The 22,567-nt window shown below is 70.6% G+C and carries 23 protein-coding genes and 1 pseudogene; 13 read left to right on the top strand and 11 right to left on the bottom strand.

The window, feature by feature from the left end; genetic code table 11:
* Positions 1-250: 250 nt before the first annotated feature.
* From Psi02_RS40940 to Psi02_RS37030, 3 genes are all read left to right on the top strand, one after another.
* Positions 251-1,504, top strand: a complete 1,254-nt coding sequence (locus tag Psi02_RS40940) for an extracellular catalytic domain type 1 short-chain-length polyhydroxyalkanoate depolymerase (protein WP_203980569.1) — start codon at positions 251-253, stop codon at positions 1,502-1,504.
* A 245-nt stretch (positions 1,505-1,749) separates the two neighbouring features.
* Positions 1,750-2,448: a DUF4190 domain-containing protein gene (locus Psi02_RS37035; protein ID WP_239095479.1), complete on the top strand. Its 699-nt coding sequence runs from the start codon at positions 1,750-1,752 to the stop codon at positions 2,446-2,448.
* A gap of 257 nt (positions 2,449-2,705) precedes the next feature.
* On the top strand, positions 2,706-3,641 hold the full coding sequence (locus Psi02_RS37030) for a sulfite exporter TauE/SafE family protein (RefSeq protein WP_203980566.1): 936 nt from the start codon (positions 2,706-2,708) through the stop codon (positions 3,639-3,641).
* Between the two features lie 150 nt (positions 3,642-3,791).
* Here the strand turns inward: Psi02_RS37030 and Psi02_RS37025 are convergent, their stop codons facing one another.
* Complete coding sequence (locus Psi02_RS37025; protein WP_203980565.1) at positions 3,792-5,048, bottom strand: MFS transporter; 1,257 nt, start codon at positions 5,046-5,048, stop codon at positions 3,792-3,794.
* Between the two features lie 118 nt (positions 5,049-5,166).
* Here Psi02_RS37025 and Psi02_RS37020 point away from each other — a divergent pair, with 118 nt between their 5' ends.
* On the top strand, positions 5,167-6,267 hold the full coding sequence (locus tag Psi02_RS37020; RefSeq protein WP_203980564.1) for an ROK family transcriptional regulator: 1,101 nt from the start codon (positions 5,167-5,169) through the stop codon (positions 6,265-6,267).
* A 30-nt stretch (positions 6,268-6,297) separates the two neighbouring features.
* On the opposite strand, the gene Psi02_RS37015 is transcribed toward Psi02_RS37020, so the two are convergent.
* Complete coding sequence (locus Psi02_RS37015; protein ID WP_203980563.1) at positions 6,298-7,629, bottom strand: phytase; 1,332 nt, start codon at positions 7,627-7,629, stop codon at positions 6,298-6,300.
* A gap of 105 nt (positions 7,630-7,734) precedes the next feature.
* Complete coding sequence (locus Psi02_RS37010; protein WP_203980558.1) at positions 7,735-8,316, bottom strand: TetR/AcrR family transcriptional regulator; 582 nt, start codon at positions 8,314-8,316, stop codon at positions 7,735-7,737.
* A gap of 84 nt (positions 8,317-8,400) precedes the next feature.
* Here Psi02_RS37010 and Psi02_RS37005 point away from each other — a divergent pair, with 84 nt between their 5' ends.
* A complete protein-coding gene (locus Psi02_RS37005; RefSeq protein WP_203980556.1) occupies positions 8,401-9,594 on the top strand; it encodes an FAD-dependent monooxygenase in 1,194 nt (397 codons plus the stop codon).
* 64 nt (positions 9,595-9,658) lie between these two features.
* The gene (locus tag Psi02_RS37000; RefSeq protein WP_239095478.1) at positions 9,659-10,705 is read left to right on the top strand and encodes a suppressor of fused domain protein; all 1,047 of its coding nucleotides are present in this window, start codon (positions 9,659-9,661) and stop codon (positions 10,703-10,705) included.
* 117 nt (positions 10,706-10,822) lie between these two features.
* Here the strand turns inward: Psi02_RS37000 and Psi02_RS36995 are convergent, their stop codons facing one another.
* Both Psi02_RS36995 and Psi02_RS36990 read right to left on the bottom strand, forming a co-directional pair.
* Complete coding sequence (locus Psi02_RS36995; RefSeq protein ID WP_203980553.1) at positions 10,823-11,473, bottom strand: DsbA family oxidoreductase; 651 nt, start codon at positions 11,471-11,473, stop codon at positions 10,823-10,825.
* Positions 11,474-11,487: 14 nt separating this feature from the next.
* Complete coding sequence (locus tag Psi02_RS36990; protein WP_203980551.1) at positions 11,488-11,661, bottom strand: hypothetical protein; 174 nt, start codon at positions 11,659-11,661, stop codon at positions 11,488-11,490.
* 75 nt (positions 11,662-11,736) lie between these two features.
* Here Psi02_RS36990 and Psi02_RS36985 point away from each other — a divergent pair, with 75 nt between their 5' ends.
* Complete coding sequence (locus tag Psi02_RS36985; RefSeq protein WP_203980549.1) at positions 11,737-12,126, top strand: winged helix-turn-helix transcriptional regulator; 390 nt, start codon at positions 11,737-11,739, stop codon at positions 12,124-12,126.
* Positions 12,127-12,179: 53 nt separating this feature from the next.
* The gene (locus tag Psi02_RS36980) at positions 12,180-13,184 is read left to right on the top strand and encodes an endonuclease/exonuclease/phosphatase family protein (RefSeq protein ID WP_203980547.1); all 1,005 of its coding nucleotides are present in this window, start codon (positions 12,180-12,182) and stop codon (positions 13,182-13,184) included.
* Between the two features lie 3 nt (positions 13,185-13,187).
* Here the strand turns inward: Psi02_RS36980 and Psi02_RS36975 are convergent, their stop codons facing one another.
* Together Psi02_RS36975 and Psi02_RS36970 are read right to left on the bottom strand one after the other, a co-directional pair.
* Entirely contained in the window at positions 13,188-13,571 is a 384-nt protein-coding gene (locus Psi02_RS36975; RefSeq protein WP_203980540.1) for a DUF427 domain-containing protein, read from the bottom strand.
* Entirely contained in the window at positions 13,568-13,804 is a 237-nt protein-coding gene (locus tag Psi02_RS36970; protein WP_203980539.1) for a hypothetical protein, read from the bottom strand. The genes Psi02_RS36975 and Psi02_RS36970 overlap by 4 nt, the downstream gene beginning before the upstream one ends.
* Before the next feature lie 187 nt (positions 13,805-13,991).
* On the opposite strand from Psi02_RS36970, the gene Psi02_RS36965 reads away from it, so the two are divergent.
* Positions 13,992-15,497: a glycosyltransferase family 39 protein gene (locus Psi02_RS36965; RefSeq protein WP_203980537.1), complete on the top strand. Its 1,506-nt coding sequence runs from the start codon at positions 13,992-13,994 to the stop codon at positions 15,495-15,497.
* Between the two features lie 9 nt (positions 15,498-15,506).
* Here Psi02_RS36965 and Psi02_RS36960 read toward each other — a convergent pair whose 3' ends face one another.
* Positions 15,507-16,499 carry a GlxA family transcriptional regulator gene (locus Psi02_RS36960; protein WP_203980535.1) on the bottom strand — a complete coding sequence of 331 codons (993 nt, stop codon included), beginning with the start codon at positions 16,497-16,499 and terminating at the stop codon, positions 15,507-15,509.
* 160 nt (positions 16,500-16,659) lie between these two features.
* Between Psi02_RS36960 and Psi02_RS36955 the strand changes: the two genes are divergently transcribed.
* Entirely contained in the window at positions 16,660-17,307 is a 648-nt protein-coding gene (locus Psi02_RS36955) for an HD domain-containing protein (protein WP_203980530.1), read from the top strand.
* 21 nt (positions 17,308-17,328) lie between these two features.
* Here Psi02_RS36955 and Psi02_RS36950 read toward each other — a convergent pair whose 3' ends face one another.
* A complete protein-coding gene (locus Psi02_RS36950) occupies positions 17,329-17,595 on the bottom strand; it encodes an SHOCT domain-containing protein (RefSeq protein ID WP_203980525.1) in 267 nt (88 codons plus the stop codon).
* 311 nt (positions 17,596-17,906) lie between these two features.
* Here Psi02_RS36950 and Psi02_RS40495 point away from each other — a divergent pair.
* Positions 17,907-18,587, top strand: a pseudogene (locus Psi02_RS40495) (FAD/NAD(P)-binding protein); the annotation flags it as partial.
* Between the two features lie 722 nt (positions 18,588-19,309).
* On the opposite strand, the gene Psi02_RS36945 reads toward Psi02_RS40495, so the two are convergent.
* The gene (locus Psi02_RS36945; RefSeq protein ID WP_203980524.1) at positions 19,310-20,176 is read right to left on the bottom strand and encodes a helix-turn-helix domain-containing protein; all 867 of its coding nucleotides are present in this window, start codon (positions 20,174-20,176) and stop codon (positions 19,310-19,312) included.
* Between the two features lie 102 nt (positions 20,177-20,278).
* On the opposite strand from Psi02_RS36945, the gene Psi02_RS36940 reads away from it, so the two are divergent.
* Positions 20,279-21,280, top strand: a complete 1,002-nt coding sequence (locus Psi02_RS36940) for an aldo/keto reductase (protein ID WP_203980522.1) — start codon at positions 20,279-20,281, stop codon at positions 21,278-21,280.
* 111 nt (positions 21,281-21,391) lie between these two features.
* Here the strand turns inward: Psi02_RS36940 and Psi02_RS36935 are convergent, their stop codons facing one another.
* Entirely contained in the window at positions 21,392-21,655 is a 264-nt protein-coding gene (locus Psi02_RS36935) for a hypothetical protein (RefSeq protein WP_203980518.1), read from the bottom strand.
* A 388-nt stretch (positions 21,656-22,043) separates the two neighbouring features.
* Between Psi02_RS36935 and Psi02_RS36930 the strand changes: the two genes are divergently transcribed.
* A partial coding sequence (locus Psi02_RS36930) for a hypothetical protein (protein WP_203980517.1) occupies positions 22,044-22,567 on the top strand: 524 nt, incomplete at its 3' end.

The following is a 22,567-nucleotide window of genomic DNA, read 5'->3' as shown; positions in this document are numbered from 1 at the left end:
CTTCGTCGTCGCCGGTCGCACGCGACGGTGCGACCGGCTCGCAGTGTTGGAGCCGGTACCCGGACGCACCCGTGGCCACCCTCACGGGAGGTTCACCAAAGCGTCATGTCTTGCCGTTCACAGAGGCGGGCACGCCATCGGAACCATGACATCGCGGCGAAAAGTGTGTTTCGCGAACATGTCGGAACAATTTCTCGAGCTTTACCGTGCGCTGAAAGGACCAGTGATCCAGGTCACAAGGAGCCCCCCCATGGCCACACCCCTCCCAGAGCGACCGTCACGAGCGGTCCTCACCCTGCTGGCCGTCCTCCTCGGACTGTCCGGCCTGCTCTGCACGACCCTGAACGCGACTCCCGCGAGGGCGGCGTCACTGGTTCAGGTCAGCTCCTTCGGCGGAAACCCCGGCAACCTCGCGATGTACGGCTACCGCCCCGACGGCCTCGCGACCGGCCGCCCGCTCGTGGTGCTGCTGCACGGGTGCACCCAGAACGCCTCCGGCTACTTCGCCAACTCGGGCTGGCGCAAGTACGCCGACCAGTGGGGCTTCGCCCTCGTGGTGCCGCAGACCAGCAGCGCCAACAACTCGTCGAGTTGCTTCAACTGGTTCGAGACCGGCGACACCACCCGGGGCCAGGGCGAGGCCGCCTCCATCCGCTCCATGGTCGCCTACGCGGTCGCCAACTACGGAAGCGACCCCTCGCGGGTCTTCGTCAGCGGGCTTTCGGCGGGTGGGGCCATGACGGCGGTCATGTTGGCCACCTATCCGGACGTCTTCGCCGGCGGCTCGATCGGAGCCGGGCTCGCCTACCGCTGCGCCGCCTCCCTGCTCCAGGCGTCCGGGTGTCAGTACAACGCCACCACCAAGACCCCGCAGCAGTGGGGTGACCTGGTGCGGGGCGCCTACTCCGGCTACTCGGGCCCGTACCCGCGCGTCGCCATCTGGCAGGGCCAGTCGGACTACACGGTCACCCCCGCCAACGGCACGCAGTTGCGCGACCAGTGGACGAACGTGCGCGGCGTCTCGCAGACTTCCACCTCCACCCAGTCGCTGACCGGCGGCACCTCGCTGAAGGTGTACGGCGACGACGCCGTCCGGTTGTACGAGATCGCCGGGATGGGCCACGGCCTGCCGGTCGACCCGGGCGGCGCCCCCGACCAGTGCGGAGCCACAGCGGCGTACTTCCTCGACACCATCTGCTCGGCCTACTACGACGCGCGGTTCTTCGGCCTGGACGGCGGGACCCAGCCCACCCCGCCGCCGACGACCACGCCCACACCGACCCCCACGCCCACCCCCACACCGACCCCCACGCCGACCGGGCCCGCGGTCTGCGTCCGGGCCAGCAACTACGCCCACACCACCGCCGGTCGGGCGCACCAGTCGGGCGGCAACACCTTCGCCAACGGCTCCAACGACGCCATGGGCCTGTGGAACACCTTCACCGTCCACGCGCTCAAGCAGACCGGCCCGAACTACTGGGTCCTCGCCGACAGCGAGTGCTAGATGTGCTGACCCGACGCCCCGGGCACCAGCGAGAGGCGCCCGGGGCGTGTGCGTCCGAAACCGCCCTGGAACCGGTTTCGAAATGATGTCGCTCGAACTGCGGGTGAACTCTGCGCGTCCTTACCGGCTGGATGATCCACTGGCAGGGACTGTTCGTCCATGATGGCCGTGCTCAACCTTTCCGGGTTGAGCTGCGGCTCCCTCGATACCTGCTTCGCAGCCATCCGTGAATGGAACGTTCCGTCGTGACCGAGCGACCCGACCAGCCCGAAGGACAGCCGGACACTCCGGGGTACGTCTATCTGTACTGGCCCGGACAGTACATGTACACCCCGTACGGCCAGCCCTACGTCCACCAACCGGCGAGTCCTTACCGCCGGACCAACGGGCTGGCGGTCACCGCCCTCATCCTCGGACTGACCGGGTTCATCACCTGCGGGGTCACCAGCATCCTCGCGGCGGTCCTCGGCCTCGTCGCCCTTGGGCAGATCCGCCGCGATCACACCGGTGGACGCGGAATGGCCCTGGCCGGGACCGTTCTCGGCTGGCTCCTCACCGTGTTGTGGATCATCTACTGGGTGTGGGTCTCCGCCGTCATGGCCACCGGCGAGTCCTTCTACCAGGCCGACCCGGCCAAGGTCGTGGCCGGTGCTCACGCTGTGACATTCGAGGTGGAGGGTGAGCACGGCGCGGCCCGGGCGGGGTCCATCATGCAGGTCGTGGACTTGAGCATCAAGGGAAAGGGCAGCGTGCCGCTTCCCTATCGCAGGACCGTCCAGGTGCCCGGTCGCATCTCGACTCTGTCGCTGCTGGCCATGCGGGACCTGGGCACCGATGAGAGCTTGACGTGCCGGATCAAGGTGGACGGCCGGACGGCCCGCGAAGCGACCTCCGACGGGCCCCTTGGAATGTGTCGCGTCGAGATCGACCTGCACGCCGGGTGACCGAATGAGTCCAGGGACCGGCGCCGCTCACGTCTCGCCATGGACGGCCCCGCGGAACGGGCACCAGAAGGACTCCGTGAGCGGTGAAGACCCGCCCGTGTGTGAGGCCGCCTGCTCGGGGAACGGTGGGCCATCAACGGCGTACAAGGCCCCACCAGCCGTTTCCCAATAAATCCGAAACGTGACTTGACGGATACGAAGGGTGCAATTAACGATAATTCCTACTCTGACGATTGAGATAGTAGGAAGGGGATGGGGTGCGTTCGCTCATTCTGCTCGGACTGGTGGGTTTCGCCGCCCAACTCGTCGACGGCGCCCTCGGCATGGCATACGGAGTCACCTCGACCACGCTCCTGCTCGCCATCGGGACCAACGCGGCCGCGGCCTCGGCCACCGTCCATCTGGCGGAGATCGGCACCACCCTCGCCTCAGGTGTCTCCCACTGGCGTTTCGGCAACATCGACTGGAAGGTCGTCGCCAGGATCGGCGTGCCGGGAGCGGCCGGCGCCTTCGCGGGCGCGACGTTCCTGTCCAGCCTCTCCACCGAGGTTGCGGCGCCGGTCATGTCGATCATCCTGCTCACCCTCGGCCTTTACGTCCTCATCCGCTTCACCACGTTCGGGCTGCCGCGCGGGAATCTGGGCAAGCCGCTGCGCAGGCGTTTCCTCGCCCCGCTCGGACTGGTCGCCGGATTCATCGACGCCACCGGCGGCGGTGGCTGGGGCCCGGTCGGCACCCCGGCCATCCTGGCCAGCGGGCGGCTCGCGCCGCGCAAGGTGATCGGATCGATCGACGCCAGTGAGTTCCTGGTCGCCATCGCCGCCAGCGTCGGATTCTTCGTCGGCATCGGCTCGGAGAACATCGACTTCGCCTGGGTCGGCGTGCTGCTGCTCGGCGGCGTGATCGCCGCGCCGATCGCGGCCTGGCTGGTCCGCCACATCCCGCCGCGGATCCTCGGATCGGCCGTGGGCGGCGTCATCATCCTGACGAACGTCCGCACCCTGCTGCGCAGTGACCTGGTCGACGCCACCGGCGGCGTGCAGGCCGCCGCCTACGTCGGCATCGCGGTCGTCTGGGCCGCCGCGATCGCCTACTCCTGGCGCGAGTACCACCGCGACAAGGCCACCGAGTCGGTCGAGGCGGTCGAGGCGGAACTGGGACGCCGCGCTGCCGGAGACGCCACGACCGCCTGATCTGCTCAGCGGCCGTGGCCGATCGCTCATGCGGTCTCGGCCTTTTCGTTTCTCACGGAAGTCGTCCGAGATTCCATGAGAAACGCGAAAGCGGACCCTCGCCCCCGCCCCGTACGGCGGATCATCCCAGGGCGGCCGACACCCAGCCGATCACCGCGCCTCTGCGGACTCCGGGAGCGGTGTCGTCTCCCCCGCCGCCGTCGCCGTACGCCTGGCGGACGACTCCAGCGCGAAACTGACGCCCGCGAGCGCGAACCCGATGAGGCCCAGACCGACGCCGACCCAGCTGGGAGCGACGTAGCCGAGGCCGCCCGCGATCACCATGCCGCCCAGCAGCGCGCCGAGGCTGTTGGCGATGTTCATCGCGGACTGGTTGACGGCCGCGCCCATCATCTGCGCGCCCGGGGCCACCTGGATCAGGCGGGACTGCATCGCGGGGCCGAGGAACAGGCTCGCGGCGCCGACCAGGAAGGCTCCGAGGAACAGCCCGGCCGTCCAGTGCGCGACGAGCGCGAACACGACCATCGAGACGATGAAGGCGGGGAACCCGGCGAGCATGGCCCGGCGCAGGTCGCGGTCCGACGCCCAGCCGCCGGCGGCGTTGCCGATGGTCATCCCGAGGCCGACCGCGACGAGGACCCAGGGGACCGTCGACGCCGACAGGCCCGCGACGTGGGTGGTCACCGGTGCGATGTAGCTGTCGATCGCGAAGAAGCCGCCGAAGCCGATCGACGCGATGCCCGCGACGAGCCAGACCTGCGGCGCGCGGAAGGCCCGCAACTCGCTGCGGGCCGACCCGTTCGGGTGGGCGGCGACCGACGGCACGGTCGCCAGCACGGCGAACAGCGTCAGCACGAAGATGACGGCGATGATGAGGTAGGCGACCCGCCATCCGGCCGTCTGGCCGATGTGGGTGATCGCGGGCACGCCGACGACGTTTGCCACGGTCAGGCCGCCGAGCGAGACCGCGAAGCCCTTGCCGTGGCTGCCCGGGCCCATGATCGAGGCGGCGACCAGTCCCGCCGCGCCGAAATAGGCCCCGTGCGGCAGCGCGGCCACGAACCGGGCGGCGAGCACGAGCCCGAACGTCGGGGCGGCCGCCGAGGCCGCGGTGCCGAGGATGAAGATCACCAGGAGGCCGAGCAGGATCTTCTTGCGCGGCAGGCGGGCGGTGAGGGCCGCGAACAGCGGGGCGCCGATGACGACGCCAAGCGCGTACACGCTGATCATCCAGCCGGCGTGCGCGACGGCCTGGGACGTGGACCGCGCGTAGAGCGTGGGCAGCAGGCTCCGCGCGATGTCCGGCAGCAGGCCCATCGCGACGAACTCCGTCAGGCCGATGGCGAAGCCGCCAAGGGCGAGCGCGAGGAGCGCGGACCAGCGCTGCGACGGGGTGAGGGGGCTCATGCGAAACCTTCGTGATCGGTGGAGCACTACCCCGCCTTGCGTCGTCGAAGGGCGGCTGAGGCGCTCGTGGTCAGTGCGCCTCTAGAATAGCAACGCTGTTGCGTAATACCCTGGCAGGGTGGAGAAGGCAGCCGACCTGGACTATCTGCGCGACTACAACGACGCGCTGGTGGTCGCCATCGCCCGGCGTTCCGGCGTGTTCGACCGCGCGACGATCGCCGCCGGCACGGGTCTCACGCCGCAGGCGGTCTCCAAGGTGGTCGCACGCCTCCTCGCGGCCGGCCTCGTGGAGCCGGACGGCGTACGGCGCACAGGTGTCGGCAAGCCGACCACCGTCTACCGCCTGATCCCGACCAGCCGCTACGCCATCGGCGCGCACGTCGCCCGCCGCACGCTCCGGCTCGTGCTGACCGACCTGGTCGGTGAGGTGCTGCGGACGATCGTCACCCCCCTGCCCGAGGACTTCACCCCGCAGCACCTGCTCGACGCCCTCGCGGAAGGCGTCACGACCCTGGCCGACGGATGCAGGGCGGGTCGCCTCGTCGGCGTCGGAATCGGCATGGTCGGCCCGCTGGACCATGCGGAAGGCGTCGTCCGCGACGCGCACCGGCTGCGGCACTGGCACGACGTGCCGCTCCGCGACCTGGCCACCGAGCGCCTCGGGATGCCGGTCCTGCTGGACAAGGACGTCACGGCGGGCGTCACCGCCGAGGCGTGGCGCCGCGGCACGACGTTCCGCGACGCCGTATTGATCATGGTCGAGTCCGGCATCGGCTCCGGCCTGTGGCTCGGCGGCAGCGCCTACCGGGGCGCGCACACGAACGCCGGCGAGTTCGGTCACATGGTCGTCCAACTCGACGGCCCGCGGTGCGTGTGCGGCCGGCGCGGCTGCCTGGAGATCGTGCACGACCAGGCCCGCGCACGCGGGGACGTCGACGCCGCCGCCCGTGTCCTGGCCGTCGGTGTCGTCAACCTGCTGCAGGCGATCGACGTCGACCACGTGGTGCTCGCCGGCGCGGATCTGCTCCCCCACGCCGACGCCTACCTCGGCGCGGCGCTGGCGGCCGTCCGCGCCGAGGTGCCCCGCGTCGACTGGCTCACCACCGAGGTCACGACGTCCTCGCTCGGCACCGACGTGATCGCCGCCGGTGCCGCGATGGAGGTGCTCAACGAGGAGTACGGCCCGCTCACCTCACCCCGGACGGCCGCACACGCGTGAGCGACCGCGGCCGGCCGGGCGGGAGCGGCGTCAGCCGCGAGGGTCGCCGCTCCTGGTGTCCACGTCCAGCCCGAGGCCGCGGGCGATGTCGTCCCACTTCACGTACTTGAAGTCGGTGTTCTCGCGGACCTCTCCGTCGGGATCGAGCGCCACGGGGGTGTTGGCCCCGTCGTGGGTCACGAACAGGCCCTTGGGGAACCTCCGGCCGAGCGGCACGTTGACCACCATCGCGCCGTCGCTCGCCTGCACCCCGTCGACGCCGCCGTGGTCGCCGACCCGGAACGAGCCGATGTAGGCGTTCCCGCCGCTCCTGCCGTACACGGCGAACGTGTCGTCGCCCTGGCTGGACGCGATCAGGTAGCCCTTGCCGTTCTTGCCGTAGTAGATGGTCAGGCCCTCCGCGTCCGCGGTCAGATGGCGTCCGCCGAAGCCCGGGTCGGTTCCGGGTGCGCACTCCTCCGTGTCCGCGTCGTAGGTGGCCGGCACGCCGTACTCGCGGACGCGGTCGATCAGCGCCGGCCGGCCGGTGAGGTCCGCGGGAATGCGCCAGATGCCGACGTCCTCCTGGGCCGCGTAGAGCGTGCCCGTCTGCGCGTCGACGACCATGCCCTCGACCTGCGGTCCGACCCCCGGCTCGTCGCACGGGGTCCAGCGCCTGCCGTTCGGCAGGGTGAAGCTCGACGGCAGGTCGATGGTGCGGACCAGCGTGTACCCGACCTTCCCGTGGGGCGCGTCGGTGAGCTTCAGCAGTGCGAGCCGCGTGGTGTGCCGCCGGCTGACCACGACGTACGTCCCCGAGGCCCGCTTCCAGGTCGCGAGACCGTAGACCGTCTCGGCGTCGTTCACCTCCGCCTGCGTCTCGTTGAAGACGAACGGCGCGGCGGGGTCGGTGACGTCGGTGAGCGGCGCCTGGCCGCGGGCCGCCTTCGCCGGATCGACGCGGTAGACGCGCAGCTTGTCGGAGCCGCGGTCGGAGGCGACGAGGAGGTCCGACCGCCCGGCGGCGGAGGGCCGGCCGTAGACGACGTCGACGTTGTTCAGCCGTCCCGGCTCGTCGTCCTCGCCGGGCGCGGCCGGCGCGGGAAGGTGCTGGAGCTGCCTGCCGTCCAGGTCGTAGACGTACAGACCTCCCTCCTTGGCGGTGGTGGCGATCACGCTGTCCCCCGCCGAGGTGGGGTGGACCCAGATCGCCGGGTCGTCGCCGTTGGCGTTGCCGCCCGCCTCGTCGTCGTACAGCGCGGGGGTCTCGACCCGTGGGCGCACCGTGGGCAGGTCAGTCGCCGCAGCCGGAAGGGCGGCGGCGAGCACGCAGAGCGACAGCGCTGCGGGGGCCAGTGCGGTCAGTCCGGTCAGGGGGCGCATCGCACTCCTCATGTTCGGGGGATGTCGCCCGATCCTCCGCAGGCGAACGGAACATGCGATGAACCACGACGAAATTTCCGCCCAAAGTCGTCGAGCAAGGGCCGATCAGGCCTGCGCGAGACCGGCCGTGATCGTGCGCAGTCCCTCGACGAGGTCCTGAGCCGAGGGCGCGCCCTCCGGATCGACGAGCCACTGTGCCGCCATCCCGCCGAGCAGCGCCTGGTGGAACGCGCCGACGGCCAGCGCCTTCTTCTCGTCCGCGACCGGGTCCAGGCCGTCGAAGAGTGCCGCCAGCCCCAGCCGGGCCTGCCGGTTGGCGTTCGCGAAGGACTCCCGCAACTCGGGCATGCGGTCCATCTGGGCGATGAGCTCGAACTGGATGGCCCACAGGGGTCTGAGCCTGACGTAGGACTCGATGATCCGTACCCACGTCTCCTCGAACCGCTGCATGGGAGTCGCCCCGGACGACGCCTCCCCGGCGAGGGCCTGCTCGAGTTCGCTCCCCCACTCCTCCATCGCCTCGTAGAGGGCCGCGTTCAGCAGCGCCTTCGTCGACCCGAAGTGATAGCCGATCGACGCGAGGCTGGTGCCCGAGGCTGCCGAGATGTCACGGGCGGTGGTGCCCGCGTACCCCTTCTCCATCAGGCACCGGCGGGCTCCGGCGAGCAGATCTTCCCGATTTCCCATGGCCACCAGCCTAACGCCTTCCTGAACAAATGTCTTGCACATTTGTCCTAGACAATCATCTGAGACGTTTGTACAGTCAGGGCCATGACAAACGTTCTGATCTCCGGCGCGAGCGTCGCCGGCCCCACCCTCGCCTTCTGGCTCCGCGAGCACGGCTTCCACCCCACGGTGGTGGAGCGCGCACCCTCATTGAGAGAAGGCGGCTACAAGATCGACATCCGGGGCGCCGCCCTCGATGTGGTCGGCCGCATGGGATTACTCGAAGACGTACGGCGGCACAGCACGGACATGCAGGTCGCGCGCTTCGTCGACGTGAACGGCAGGCAGAGGGCGACCATGAGCGCCCAGTTGTTCGGCGGCAGGGAGGGCGACGACGTCGAGATCATGCGTGGCGACCTGGCCGAGATCCTCCACGAGGCCACCAAGGGCGACGTGGAGTACATCTTCGACGACTCCATCACCGCCCTGGAGGAGCGGCCGGACGGCGTGCGCGTCACGTTCGAGAACGGCCCGGCGCGGACGTTCGACCTCGTCGTGGGCGCCGACGGCCTGCACTCCAACGTGCGCGCGCTGACCTTCGGCGAGGAGTCCCGGTTCATCCACGACCTGGGCCACCACATCTCGATCTTCACGGTCCCGAACCACCTCGGCCTCGACCGCACCGAGATGATGCACCCGGCCCCGGGCCGGAGCGTCGGGATGTACAGCACGCGGCAGAGCACCGACGCGAAGGCGATGTTCCTGTTCACCTCACCGGCCGACCCCTATGACCGCAGGGACGTCACCCAGCAGAAGAAGCTCCTGGCCAAGATCTTCGCCGACCTGGGATGGGACGTCCCGCGCCTGCTCGACTCCATGTGGGACGCGCCGGACTTCTACTTCGACTCGATGAGCCAGGTGCGCATGGACCGCTGGTCGTCGGGCCGGGTGGTCCTCGTCGGCGACGCCGCCTACGGGCCCTCCCCCGCGTCGGGCCAGGGCACGAGCCTGAGCCTGGTCGGCGCCTACGTCCTGGCCGGCTCCCTCGCCGCCGCGGCGGGAGACCACGCGGCCGGGTTCGCCGCCTACGAGAACGACATGCGGCCCTTCGTCGAGGAGAACCAGAAGCTCGCCGCGAGCAACCTCAAGGGAATGGTGCTGAAGTCGGCGGGCCAGATCCGGTTCCAGATGGGGATGTTGCGGCTCATGCCGCACCTGCCGGGCAAGGACCGCATGATCAAGCGGGTCACCGAGCCGATCCGCAAGGCCGCGACCGCGATCACCATCAGGGACTACTGACGGACAGGCCGGCCGGATGAGACCCGATCGAACCCCTCAATCGGATCGAATAGAGTCGCGCCTCATGATCGACGACACAATCGCCGCCGGCTGGGACGCCATCGACGCGGCGCTGGCGCGGCTCTATCCCGGGGTGACGCCCCTGCACTACGGAACGCTTCTCAACTGGAGCCTCGGCGGCCCCGACCCGCTGGACGGGATCAGCGTCTATCCGCGTGATGACCACTGGCATTTCGTCAGCTACGGCATGTCCGAGCTGTACGACAAACAGTCGGAGGTCGCCGAGGAGTCCGGATGGGGTTTCGAGTTCACTTTCCGCGTCGCCCGCGACCACGACGAGGCCGAGCCGCCGATGTGGGCCGCCGACTTCCTGCAGAACCTCGGCCGCTACGTCTTCTCCTCCGCCAACCCGTTCGCGCCCGGCCACCATATCGATCTGAACGGTCCGATCTCGCAGGAGAACCCCGAGACGGCGATCCGGGCCGCCGCCTTCGCCGAGGATCCCGAACTCGGCACGATCGGCACACCTCACGGGCGGCTGCGCTTCCTGCAGGTCGTCGGGCTCACCCTCGGCGAATACGAGGCGATCGGACGCTGGGACGCCCTCGGCCTGCTCGGCGTCCTGCGAACCCGGCTGCCGCTGCTGGTCACGGACCTGACACGGGACAGTGTGATCGACGATCCGGACCTCGCAGCCGCGATCGAAGACGGCGCGCGGCGCGACGGTTCGTCTACGGGCGGCCTGTACGTCCAGGAGGCGCGCTGGAAGACCGACAGCCGACCGGAGAAGACGGTGCTGACCTTCGGCGCGAACGCGGCCGAGCGCATCGCGCAAGCGCTGGCCGGCCGCCTGCCGTACGGGCGTGATCTGTCGATCGCCGCGCCCGGCGGCGGTGTGCGACTGCGACCCGGCGACCACGTCACCGTCACGGAGTCCGGTGACGGGTACGTCGAGGTCGAGATCCCGCCGGACGTCCTCTCGGAACTGACGACGGTGCTGCACCCGACGGCCGGGGTGCACGTGCTCCGCACCGCGCCGGGCCTCATCGTGGAGATCGTCGAGTCGCGGATTCGCGACCAGGAAGGAAACGTGGTCGAGGTGATCGGCTGAGAGCCCCGGTCGCGCCCCCGCCTCCCGGAGAGCGACATCGTCCCCTCCCCCGAGGCGGGGCCGGCGCGGGCGGCCACATGCGGCCGCCGCGCCGGCTTCCCACGCCGGGGACGTTCGTCAGCGGGCCGGGATGTCCTCGTGCTCGTAGGCCGTGCGGAGCGCGGACAGGAACATCTCGACGGGCTGGGCCCCCGAGACGCCGTACGCGCGGTCGAGCACGAAGAACGGCACACCGTTCGCGCCGAGCATGCGGGCCTCGCGGATGTCCTCCTCGACGTCCCGGGTGTAGTCGTCGCCGGCCAGCACCCGTCGCGCCTCGTCGGCGGGAACGCCCACCTCGGCGCCCAGCCGGACGAGCGTCTCGGCGTCGTCGAGCGTCTCGCCCTCGATGAGCTGGGCCCGCATGAGCCGCTCGTGCGTGTCCCCGCCCAGGCCGTGCGCCTTGGCCAGATGGGTCAGGCGGTGGGCGTCGAACGTGTTGACCGAGATGGAGTTCTCGAAGTCGTACTCGAGACCCTCCTCCGCCGCCAGCGCCTTCACCCGGCCGGTCATCTCGCGGATCTGCGCCGTCGAACCGCCCATCTTCTGGGCCAGGGCCTCGTAGACCGGCTGCCTGACGCCCTTGGGATGCGACGGATCAAGCTGGAAACTGCGCCACTCCACCTCGACCTCGCCGGCGTGCTCGAATCCCTCGAGCGCCCGCTCCAGCCGCCGCTTGCCGATGTAGCACCACGGGCACACGACATCGGACCACACTTCGACCCGCACTGATTTCTCCTCGCTCACCAGCAGGTTCCGTCCGAGCACGCCTCGGCGTCCTCGGCGCCCAGCACCACCAGCCCCGGCCCGTGCGACACCGGCCGCGTGAGAAGCGGCGCCCCACCGGACGTCTCGGGGGACGTCTCGGCGGCGGGGGCCTCCGGTCGCGGAGCCTCCTGCGAGGCGGGTGCGCTCATCGAACCCTCCTGGTTACTTATTGTGTGTAACACCATCATGAGTCACAATAACGGCGATCGTAAGGAGGCACTTCCATGTCACCCACGCACACGGATGTGCCTGTCACCATCCAGCTGAAGGACGACTGCCCGATTCGCGACGTCCTCGACCGGGTCGGCGACAAATGGAGCGTGCTGATCGTGGTGCTCCTCGGGCAGCGTACGCACCGCTTCAGCGAGCTGAACCGCGCCATCGAGGGCATCAGCCAGCGCATGCTCACGCACACCCTGCGTGCGCTCGCCCGTGACGGGCTGGTCGGCAGGACGGTGCACGCGAGCGTGCCGCCACGTGTCGACTACGAGCTGACCGAACTCGGCCGGACGTTGCTGGGCCCGCTCACAGCGCTGGACGAGTGGGCCAACGCACATCGCGACGACATCCGGGCCGCCCGCGAGCGCCACGATCACGAGGCCGCCACGACCTGAATCGCCCTAGGATCGCCCCACCGAGCATGATCGAGCCGACGGGGAGTCCCGGGTTGACACTGATCGCACAGCAGGACGGCTCGCCGGCCGGCCCGGAGATCCGCCCGAGGCGTTGGGTGAGCGTTCTCGCCTGGCTGACGGTGGCGCCGTTCGCCATCTGGGCCGTGCTCCGGTTGGTCCCGGCGGACGTGCACTTCCGCTGGGTGCAACTCGTCGGCTTCACGCCGTACGCCGCACTGGCGTCGGTCGTCGGACCGATCGTCGCGCTGGTCTCGCGCCGGTGGACGGCCCTGGCCGCGAGCCTCGTCGTCACCGCTGCGCTCGCGGCCTGCGTGCTGCCCCGGGCGACGGCGTCGGACGCGGCCGGAGGCGGGCCGTCGCTGCGGATCCTCTCCTCCAACCTGATGATCGGCGCGGTGCCCCCGCCCGCCCTGGTCGATCTCGTACGGAGGCTCCACCCCGATGTGCTGACCCTGCAGGAGCTGACCCCGGCCGCCGCCGCCGGGCTGGACGAGGCCGGGATCGGCGCGCTTCTGCCGTACAAGGTGGATCGCTCGCGGCCCGGCACCGGCGGTTCCGGGATCTACACCCGGTTCCCCGTCACACCGGGCCAGGCCATCGACATCGGCGGCTTCGGGCAGGCGCGGGCCGTCGTGACCGCGCCTGACGGGAAACCGGTCGAGATCGTGTCCGTGCATCCCTGCGCGCCGCGTTACCAGGACAGGTACCAGTGCTGGGCGGACGGCCTGGCGGCGCTCCCCTCACCCGCCGGATCGAGACGTGTCCTGGCCGGCGACTTCAACGCCACCCTCGACCACGCGCGGGTCCGCCATCTGCTGGACGAGGGGTACTCGGACGCCGCCGACGTCACGGGGAACGGCCTCACGACCACCTGGCCGTACCAGCCGTGGCACTTCAACGGCTTCGGCATCCCCACCGTGACGCTCGATCACGTCATGGTGAGCTCCGGCGTGGCCGTCCGGGATTTCAGTGTTCACACCGTCCCCGCCACCGACCATCGGGCCGTCTTCGCGGAACTGGGCCTCACCGCCGGGTGAGAGTCAGGCGGCGGCGCGAACGGTGATCTCGTCGACCCGATCCGGATAGAAGGCGACGTGGTCCTTGATCTCGGCCACCGCGGGATAGGGGTCGTCGTAGCGCCATACGGCGTTGACCGCCTTCTCCCCGCCGGAGGGGATGCTGTAGTAGCCGCACTCGCCCTTGTAGGGGCAGTAGGTCGTGTGGCCGGTGCGCTCCAGCAGCTCGAAGTCGACGTCCTCGACCGGGATGTAGTGGACCGGCGGGTAGGACGCCTCGCGCAGGATCAGCGCGCCGCGCGTGGAGGCGACGACCCGCCCGCCGACGGAGACGACGATCTCGTCGGTGCTCGGCTCGACGGTGATCGGGTGGTCCGGGCCGGGCAGCCTGACGTCTTTGCTGGTCATATGGTCCTCCTCGGCCGGGACCTCGTGTCCTGGCGTTCGTACTCCGCCGTGTAGAGGGGAACGACGTCGTCGGTGACCGCCGGGTCGTACGTGTCGAGGTTACCCATGGAGTGCTGGACGAGTATCAGCGGGACGCCGGTGCCCGTGCCGGACCGGCGGCAGGCGAAGCGGGCTCCTCCGCCTCGGCCGTCCATTCGGCCGATCGCCGGAACGTTCCGGGCGAAGCGCGTCATCCCGGTCTCCGAACCCGCACGGACCTCACGACGTCCAAGAGAACAGGCCTTGTGCGCGGTCGTCGCGGCGCACGATGGGAAACGGACACGGTCCCGCGGCAGGTCTGAACAGTACGAGGACCCGGACCGTGTCCAGACGGAGGGGGTCCCCGGCCTGTCGGGGGACGAAGCTCGGAACGGGGGGTTCGTGAGCGTCGACGTGTTGCGTGGACGGACGGCCGTCGTCATACCGGCGGTCGTCGCGCTGGGCGCGGGCATCTGGGGAGTCGACCGCGGGTCGATGTGGCATGACGAGGCGACGTCGTTCACCGTGGCGCGCCGGTCGCTGCCGGCCCTCTGGGACACGCTGGGTCAGGTCGACGCGGTCCATGGGCTCTACTACCTGCTGCTCCACCCGCTACTCGCCCTGGTGAGCGGCCCCGAACTCGGAGAGATCGTGCTGCGGGTCCCGTCGGTGCTGGCCACGGGCGTCGCCGCGGCCGGCGTGGCCGCCGTCGCGGCGCACACGGCCTCGTCCTGGACGGGCCTGCTCGCCGGCCTGTCCTACGCCACGACCCCGGTGGTCAGCTACTACGCCCAGGAGGGACGGTCGTACGCGATGGTCACCGCGGCCGTCGTCCTGGCCACCCTCTTCCTGGCGAAGGCGGTGTCCGAGCCGCGGCGCCCGCGCTGGTGGGCCCTGTACGGCGCGGCCGTCGCCGTCGGGTGCCTGCTCAACGTCTTCGCCGTGTTCGCTCTCCCCGCCCATGCCGTGACGCTTCTCGTGAGCCGGGCCGGCAGGGTGGCGTTGGGCCGGTGGGCGCTCGCCTGCGCCGCCGGCCTGGTGCCCGCCGCCCCGCTCGCCTGGGTGAGCAGCGAGCAGCGGGGACAGGTCGGGTGGCTCATGAGGCCCGGCTGGGAGTCCGCGGCGGACCTGGTCACCCGCTTCGCCGGGACCGGGGCCTCGCTCGTGATCACAGTCGGTCTGGTCGTCCTCGCCTTCCTGCCGCGCCGCCCCGCGGAAGACGCCGCATCGGTGACTCCACGGCTCCCCCTGCTCGCTCTGGCCGCTCCCATGGCGATCCTCCCGCCGGCGGCACTGCTCGCGGTCTCCCAGGTCAGGCCCTTCTACCAGGACCGTTACGTCCTCTACGCCGTCATCGGGCTGGCGTGGCTGGCCGGCGCGGGACTCGCGGCCATCGGACGGCTGAGCAGGTGGAACGCTCCCGGCATCGTCGTCGCGTGCGTGCTGCTGGGCGCCACCACCGTCCTGGCCCTCCCGTCCCAGGCCGACGTCCGACGGATCGCCAGCCGCAACGACGACCCGGCGGGCGCGGCGCGCGTCATCCGGGAGGGCGCCCGGCCCGGTGACGCCGTCCTGTTCCTGCCGATGGGCCGGCGCATCGTCGCCGACGCGTACCCGGAGGACTTCACCGCGGTCCGCGAGGTCGCCCTGACCCGCACCGCCGCGCAGGTGGGTGCCCTGATCTCGCAGGAGATCCCGGCGCGCGAGGTCGCGGCCGCGCTGGACGGCGTGCCGCGCGTATGGGCGATCCAGCGCTCCCGCATCAAGGACTCCCACCTGAGCACACCGCAGGATCTGGCGAAACTCCGGCTGTTGCGCGACGACTACCGCCAGGAGGCCCGGACCCGCGTCCACGGGTACGTCATCCGCCTGTTCGTCAGCGAAGCGGCCGGTTCGTCCGGGCGATGACCACGGCCATCAGACGCCGGCGTGCGCCGTACCGGTCGTGCGGAAGCGGGCCGCGTACGCCGACGGGGTGGTGCTCAGGTGGCGCGCGAAGACCCGTCGCAGGGTCTCGTCGCTGCCCAGCCCGCTGCGCCGGGCCGTGGCGGTCACGCTCTCGCCGCGTTCCAGCATGATCCGGGCGGCCTCCAGGCGCATGGTCTCCACATAGGCCGCCGGGGTCGTGTCCGCCTGCTCCCGGAAGAGCCGGGACAGGTGGCGGGGGCTCACACCGGCGTTCCTCGCCAGGGCGCGCGGGCTGTGGTCGGCCGCCGGGTCGGCCGCGATCGCGTCGAGGAGCGGGCGCAGGATCGGGTGTGCCGTCGCGGAGGTGCGGGAGGCCACGGAGAACTGCGACTGACCCCCGGGCCGCTGGAGGAAGACGACCAGGTCACGCGCGACCCTGCGGGCCGCCTCCGGCCCCTGGTCCTGCTCCACCAGGGCCAGGCACACATCGATTCCCGCCGTGACTCCCGCCGAGGTGAGGATCGGCCCGTCCTGCACGAAGATCGCGTCCGGGGTGACGGTGGTGTCCGGATGACGCCGGGCGAGGTCCGCGGCGTGCTCCCAGTGGGTCGTGGCGCGGCGTCCGCGGAGCAGGCCCGCCGCCGCGAGAGCGAACGCCCCCGTGCACACCGCCGCCACCCGCTGAGCCCTGCCCGCCAGCAGTCTCACCTGATCGACGAGGGCGGGACGCTCCTCGAGCGCGCCGAGGTCGGCGGGGCCGGGAACCACGAGCGTGCCCGCGTGATCCACTCGCGCGGACGGCAGGTCCGCCGATATGCGCAGGCCGGTGGAGGTGGTGACGTCCCGCCCGTCGGGGGTGCAGACCTCGACGGTGTACGCGCGGGCGCCGCCGGAAGCGGTGGCGAAGACCTCCAGCGGAGCGGCGACGTCCATCAGCCGCACCCCGTCGAAGGCGAAGACGATCACCCGGTGCGGGCGGCGTTCGCCGAGTCGGTCGTGCATTTCCCCAGGGTACGGCGGGGATCCGCCGCCTCCTGAGGCCGTGTCCCTATCTGTGGGGTTTCGGTCCCGGAAGACATGGCCGGGGGCTCCGGCCGACCGGCAGGGTGGAGACATGGACCGAGGCCGGAGACGGCCTTCCTCTCCAGAGCAGGAGTTCACCATGAAGGTTCAGGAGCATGCCGTCGCAGGAGTGTTCGTCCCGGACACCAGGCTCGCCGCCGAGGCGACCGAGTTCGTGCGCGACGCCGCCGGCGACCTGATCTACCACCACTCCCGCCGCGTCTACTGGTTCGGCAGTCTGCAGGGCCGCAACCGGAGGCTGAGCTTCGACCCGGAACTCCTCTACATCGGGGCGATGTTCCACGACCTGGGTCTCGGCGAGGAGTTCCGCGGGAGTGGACGCCGTTTCGAGGTCGACGGCGCCGACGAGGCCCGTCGCTTCCTCCAGAGCCGCGGCGTCCCCGAGGACAGCATCCGGCGGGTGTGGACGTCGATCGCGCTGCACACCACGCCAGGCATCCCCGAGTTCATGGAGCCGGAGGTCGCCCTGGTCACCGCCGGCGTGGAGTACGACGTGCTGGGGATCGGCTATGCGGACATCACCGAGGAGAGCAGGGCCGAGATCGTCGCGCTGCACCCGCGGCCGCAGTTCAAGCGGCGCATCCTCGAGGCGTTCACCGAGGGCATCGCTCCCAGGCCGGCGACCACCTTCGGGAACGTGAAGGCGGACGTCCTCCAGCACTTCGTTCCCGGGTTCACCCGCGGCGACTTCGTCGAGATCATCCAGAACTCGCCCTGGCCCGAGTGACGGCACGGCCCGCGCCGCGGGTCACGAGCCGTCGCGGCCGCAGAGGTGGGGCACGCCGCGGAGGACTTCCCGATCGTGACGGTACTCGTCATCGTCGATCTCTCCGGCGACGAACCTCTGGAAGAGGACGTCCTCGGGAGTCCTCGCCCGGCGGCCCCTGGCCTTGGACCGGAGCGCGGCCCCGACGCCGCCGACGACGGCCACCCAGAACAGGACAGTGAGGAGGAGGAAGAGAACTTCCTCCTCGCTGGTCGCGATTCCGTACACATACATCTGGCTGTCTCCCATCGACGCCCTGGTGTCTTCACATCAGTGGCCGTACCCCCATGTTCATCCGCGCGGCCCGGCACCACCAGGGTGCGTTTTGCCTGGGTGTGGCATTACCTGGGTGCGGCATTGCCCCCTTTGGGCGCCAATCGGGCTCGACCTGGCGCCGAGGCCCCTGGAGGCCGGGGCGCCGGCGCACCCACCTCGCGGCGCGCCCGCGGCCGAAGCGCCGCCATGTCGATTCTGTTCTCAGGGACTGCTCTGTCAAAGCTTTCCGCACCTCACAGCAATTACCTATTTAGCCCATAGGAATTGAGGGTTACTGTGGACGTGTGGTGGATTCCTCAACTCCTCAAGGCCGTATCCCCGTGGTCGCGATCGTGGGAGGCGGTGCGAGCGGCACCCTCGCCGCGGTGCACCTGCTTCGCCAGGCGGTGACCTCCCGCACATCGCTGCGGGTGGTGCTGGTCGACCGGTACGGGCGTCACGGGCTGGGGCAGGCCTACGCGACCGACGATCCCGGTCATCTCCTCAACGCCTGCGCGGACAAGATGAGCGCGATCGCCGACGACCCCGGCCATCTCCTGAGGTGGGCGCGGAGGGACGGACTGGACATCGCGGGCTCCGACTTCCTGCCGCGCAGGGTCTACGGACGCTATCTGCGCGATGTCCTGGCCGCCGCCGAGAGCCAGGCGTCCCACGACGCCCACGTGACGCGCGTGACCGCGGAGGTCTCCGCCATCACGCGGTCGTTGCCTTCCGGCGCCCCCGTGGTCCACCTGTCCGGTGGCGGGCGGATCGACGCCGACGCCGTCGTCCTGGCCACGGGGAACTCCAGGCCCGCGCCCCTGCACCAGGTGGTGCGGGACGTCCAGGCCCGTTACGTCGACGACCCCTGGGCACCGGGCGCGCTCGCCGAGATCGGGGACGGGGCTCCGGTCCTGGTGGTGGGAACCGGCCTGACCATGATCGATGTGGCGATCACCGTGACCCGGTCACGGCCGGACACGACGGTGTACGCGTTGTCCCGGCACGGCCTGCTCCCCCGGGCGCATCGATGTCCCGCCGGCCCGCCCATCCCGATGTCGATACCCGACGACGCGACACGGCTCGCCGATCTGCTGGCCGCCGTACGGGCCGCCGTCAAGGCGGGCGACGGCGACTGGCACGCGGTGATCGACGGCCTGCGCCCGCATGTCCCCGCGTTGTGGGGACGGCTCGGCCTCGACGACCGCCGCCGCTTCCTCGGTCTGGTGGCCCGTTACTGGGAGGTCCACCGGCACCGGATCCCTCCTTCCACTGCCTCCCTGATCGCCCGGCTGCGGGTGACGGGCCACCTGGAGGTCGTCCGCGGCCGCCTCACCGGGACCACGTCCGCCGACGGCGAGGTGATCGCCCACGTCGACGCGGAGGGGACGCCTCGCGACCTCCGCGTCGGCTGGGTGGTCAACGGCACGGGGCCCTCTTCCGACGTGACCCGCGATCCCTTCCTGTCCGGCCTCTTCGCCGCCGGTCTCGGCCGGCCGGATCCGCTGGGGCTCGGCCTGGACGCCGACGACGCCGGCGCGGTACTGGACGCCGGAGGGCGGCCCAGCGACAGGATCTTCACCCTGGGTCCGACACTGCGGGGCACCCGGTACGAGACCACGGCGATCCCGGAGATCCGCACGCAGGCCGCCGGCCTGGCTCCCCGTCTCATCACGGCGATCAGGAGCGGCCGGCGCACGGACGCCGGTCAGTGCGCCGCCGTGTCGTTGTCCTTCCGCCATTCGGCCTCCGCGCCCGCGTCATGGGCCGCGGTCCAGCTCGCCAGCACGGCGAGACGTTCCGCGGTCGGGGAACCGGGCTCGACCGTGTAGACGATCAGGGTCTGCTCGTCGTCGTCGGCCAGCGCGAGCCGTTCGAAGGTGAAGACGAGTTCGCCGACGGTCGGGTGGTTGATGCGTTTGCGGCCCTGGGTCTTCTCCCTGACCTTGTGGTCCGCCCACAGGGTGCGGAATTCCGCGCTTTTGATGCACAGCTCGCCGATCAGCGCGGTGAGCCGCTGATCGTCGGGACGCCTGGCGGCCTGCAGGCGCAACTCGGCGGCGACGGATTCGGCGTCGGCCGCCCAATCGGGGAAGAACGCACGGGATTTCGGGTCGAGGAAGAACTGGCGGGCCCTGTCGCGGGAACGGAGGTCGTCGGTGAGGCCGAACACGGCGACGCCGAGCGCGTTCGCGGTCACGATGACCATCCGGTGGTCCACGACGATCGCGGGTGTGTCGCGCATGCTCTCCAGCAGATGCCGCACGCTGCGGCGGATGGGCTGCCGGCCCCTGCCGGTGGCGCGGTGCGGCCGCGCCAGGTCGTGCAGGTAGGCGTGCTCCGTGGGATCCAGGCGCAGCGCCCGGCTGACCGCGTCGAGCACCGCGTCGGACACCTGCCGGCCGCGTCCCTGTTCCAGGCGGATGTAGTAGTCGGTGCTGACCCCGGCCAGTTGCGCGACCTCTTCGCGGCGCAGGCCGGGGACGCGGCGCCTGCCGTAGCCGGCGAGACCGACGTCCTGCGGGCTGAGACGAGCGCGCCGCGACCGGAGAAAGTCGCTGAGCTGGGCATTCATCCGTCGAGTCTAGGCGCGATTCCCGCGGCCGACGTGGTTCTGCCAGGCCTATGTTGAACGTGACCCTGGCTGCCGGCCCCGGCCGGCGACAGCGTGGGGGACATGAACGAATTCAAGCTCGACAAGGTACGGCTCGGCGCCGGCGGCCCGCTGGTGGGGCGGCAGGGTTTCGGCGCCATGGGCATCAACACCGCCTACTACGGCCGCACCGACGCGTCCGAGGCCCGGGCCACGCTGGAACAGGCCCTCAGCCTCGGGATCACCCTGTTCGACACGGCCGACGCGTACGGCAACGGCGCCAACGAGGAGTTCCTCGCCCCGTTCCTCGCCGCCCACCGCGATGACGTGACGATCGCCACCAAGTTCGGCCTGGACAACGAGAAGCCGGGGATCTTCAACGATCCCGCCTACATCCGCGCCGCCGCCGAACGCAGCCTGCGGCGGCTGGGCGTGGATCACATCGACCTGTACTACATGCACCGGCGCGACGTGAGCGTACCGATCGAGGAGACCGTCGGCGTCATGGCGGAACTCGTGGCGGCCGGCAAGGTGCTGCGTCTGGGCCTCAGCGAGGTCACGGCCGACGAACTGCGGGCGGCGCACGCCGTTCACCCGATCGCGGCGGTGCAGTCCGAATGGTCGCTGTTCAGCCGGGACATCGAGACCAACGTCGTCCCTGCCGCCGCCGCGCTCGGGACCGCGCTGGTGCCGTACTCGCCGCTGGGCCGGGGCGTCCTCACCGGCGCCGTCCCCACCCTCCAGGGGCTGGAGGCCGGCGACGTCCGCCACGCCATGCCGCGTTTCGCCGGCGGGAACGACCGCGCCAACCACGACCTGCTCGCCCCGCTGCGCGAGATCGCGGCCGCGCACGAGGCGACGTCCGCGCAGATCGCCCTTGCGTGGCTGCACACGCGGCAGGACGTGTTCGGCCTGCCCGTGGTTCCGATCCCCGGCACCCGCAGCCGCGACCGGGTGATCGAGAACGCGGCCGGCGCGCTCGTCATGCTCACCGCCGACGAACTGGCGCGGCTCGACCCGCTCGCCGCCCAGGTCGCCGGTGACAGGTACGCCGACATGAGTTTCACGTCGGCGGGCCGTGAATGAACGGGCGTCGCCGCGGATGAGATTCCCGGGACCGAGATCGGTCGCCCGCGCACATGCGGCAGGGGCGTTCGAGCCCCGATGTGTGGCCGGCCGGGCCAGGTGGGCGCGGGGTTAGCGGGGCAGCGACCGTTCACACCCGCACGGGCAGACCTGGGCGGCCTGGTCCGCCCAGTGCAGAGCGATGAACGGATCGGAGCAGGACGGGTGGTGCACGCGTTCACGGGTCACCCGGTAGGACGCGACGGCCTCGGGATCGTCGGGCGAGCGCCGTGGGACCGGAACCGCCAGCACCCCGATGTCCTGGTCGATGTGGGTGAGCATGCCATGGCAGGGACCGCCCAGGCAGATCGCGTTGTGCGCCGGCGGAGCGTTCACGCGCGCCCCGCCCGTCTCAGGCCCACCGGGCCGGTGCGGTGGCGTGCGCACCCCGGCGGTGTGACTCCTCGCTGAACCGTCACGTAATCACCATACGCTCGCAGATTCAGGCCTCAATACCCGGATGCCTTCGCAATAGCGCGGTGTCGAACCGATTACCTTCGCACATGAGAGGAGAGGAACCGAACAGCACGCCCTCCTCGGGGCGGTAGATCACATTTGCACGTTTTCGTCGTTTCACGGGCGCAAGGTAATGCAATGGTCATGCATTTCTCGTTTTTGTGGCTGTTTTTCGGTCCTGGGCATCATGCGCGCCATGAACCCGGGTGCCGCTGGTCGTTCTCTTCAGGGAGCGGCCGGATTCAGCGACCACGACAGGAGGCAACCGGTGTTACCGCATCTGTGCGCGCGCTCGATCCAGGCGCGCTTCACACTGGTCGCCGGATTCATCTCCCTGTTGGCTTTCATGATCATCGGCGGCGGCGCCGACCTGGCCGTACGCAACCGGATCGAGAACGCCATCTTCAAGGAGACCGAAACGGTCGCCACCGAGTGGATCGGGTCCCTGCGGCCCGGCTCCGCGCCCGCGACGCCCATCCGAACCAAGACGCCCCGGATCGATCTCATCCAGCTCGTCGACGACCAGGGCAAGGTCGTGATCGCGAGCCCGGCGGCGGCACACCGCCCGCGCCTGAGCGCCGTCCGGCCCCCTGTCCACGACCGGATCGCCCATCGCACCGAGTGCACCACGCGTGACGGGTGCGTCGTCCTGACCGCGATCCGGGTCCCTCCTCTGGAGACGCGCGTGCTCTGGCAGGGAGAGCCGCATTACATGTACGCCGGCACGGCCCAGCCGCCGCTTCTGGCCTCCAACACGCTCGAACTCCTGACCGGCTCCGCGATCCTGGCGGC

Source organism: Planotetraspora silvatica, from assembly GCF_016863315.1.
Taxonomy (GTDB): Bacteria; Actinomycetota; Actinomycetes; order Streptosporangiales; family Streptosporangiaceae; genus Planotetraspora; species Planotetraspora silvatica.
This window is presented reverse-complemented; position numbering and strand designations above follow the sequence as displayed.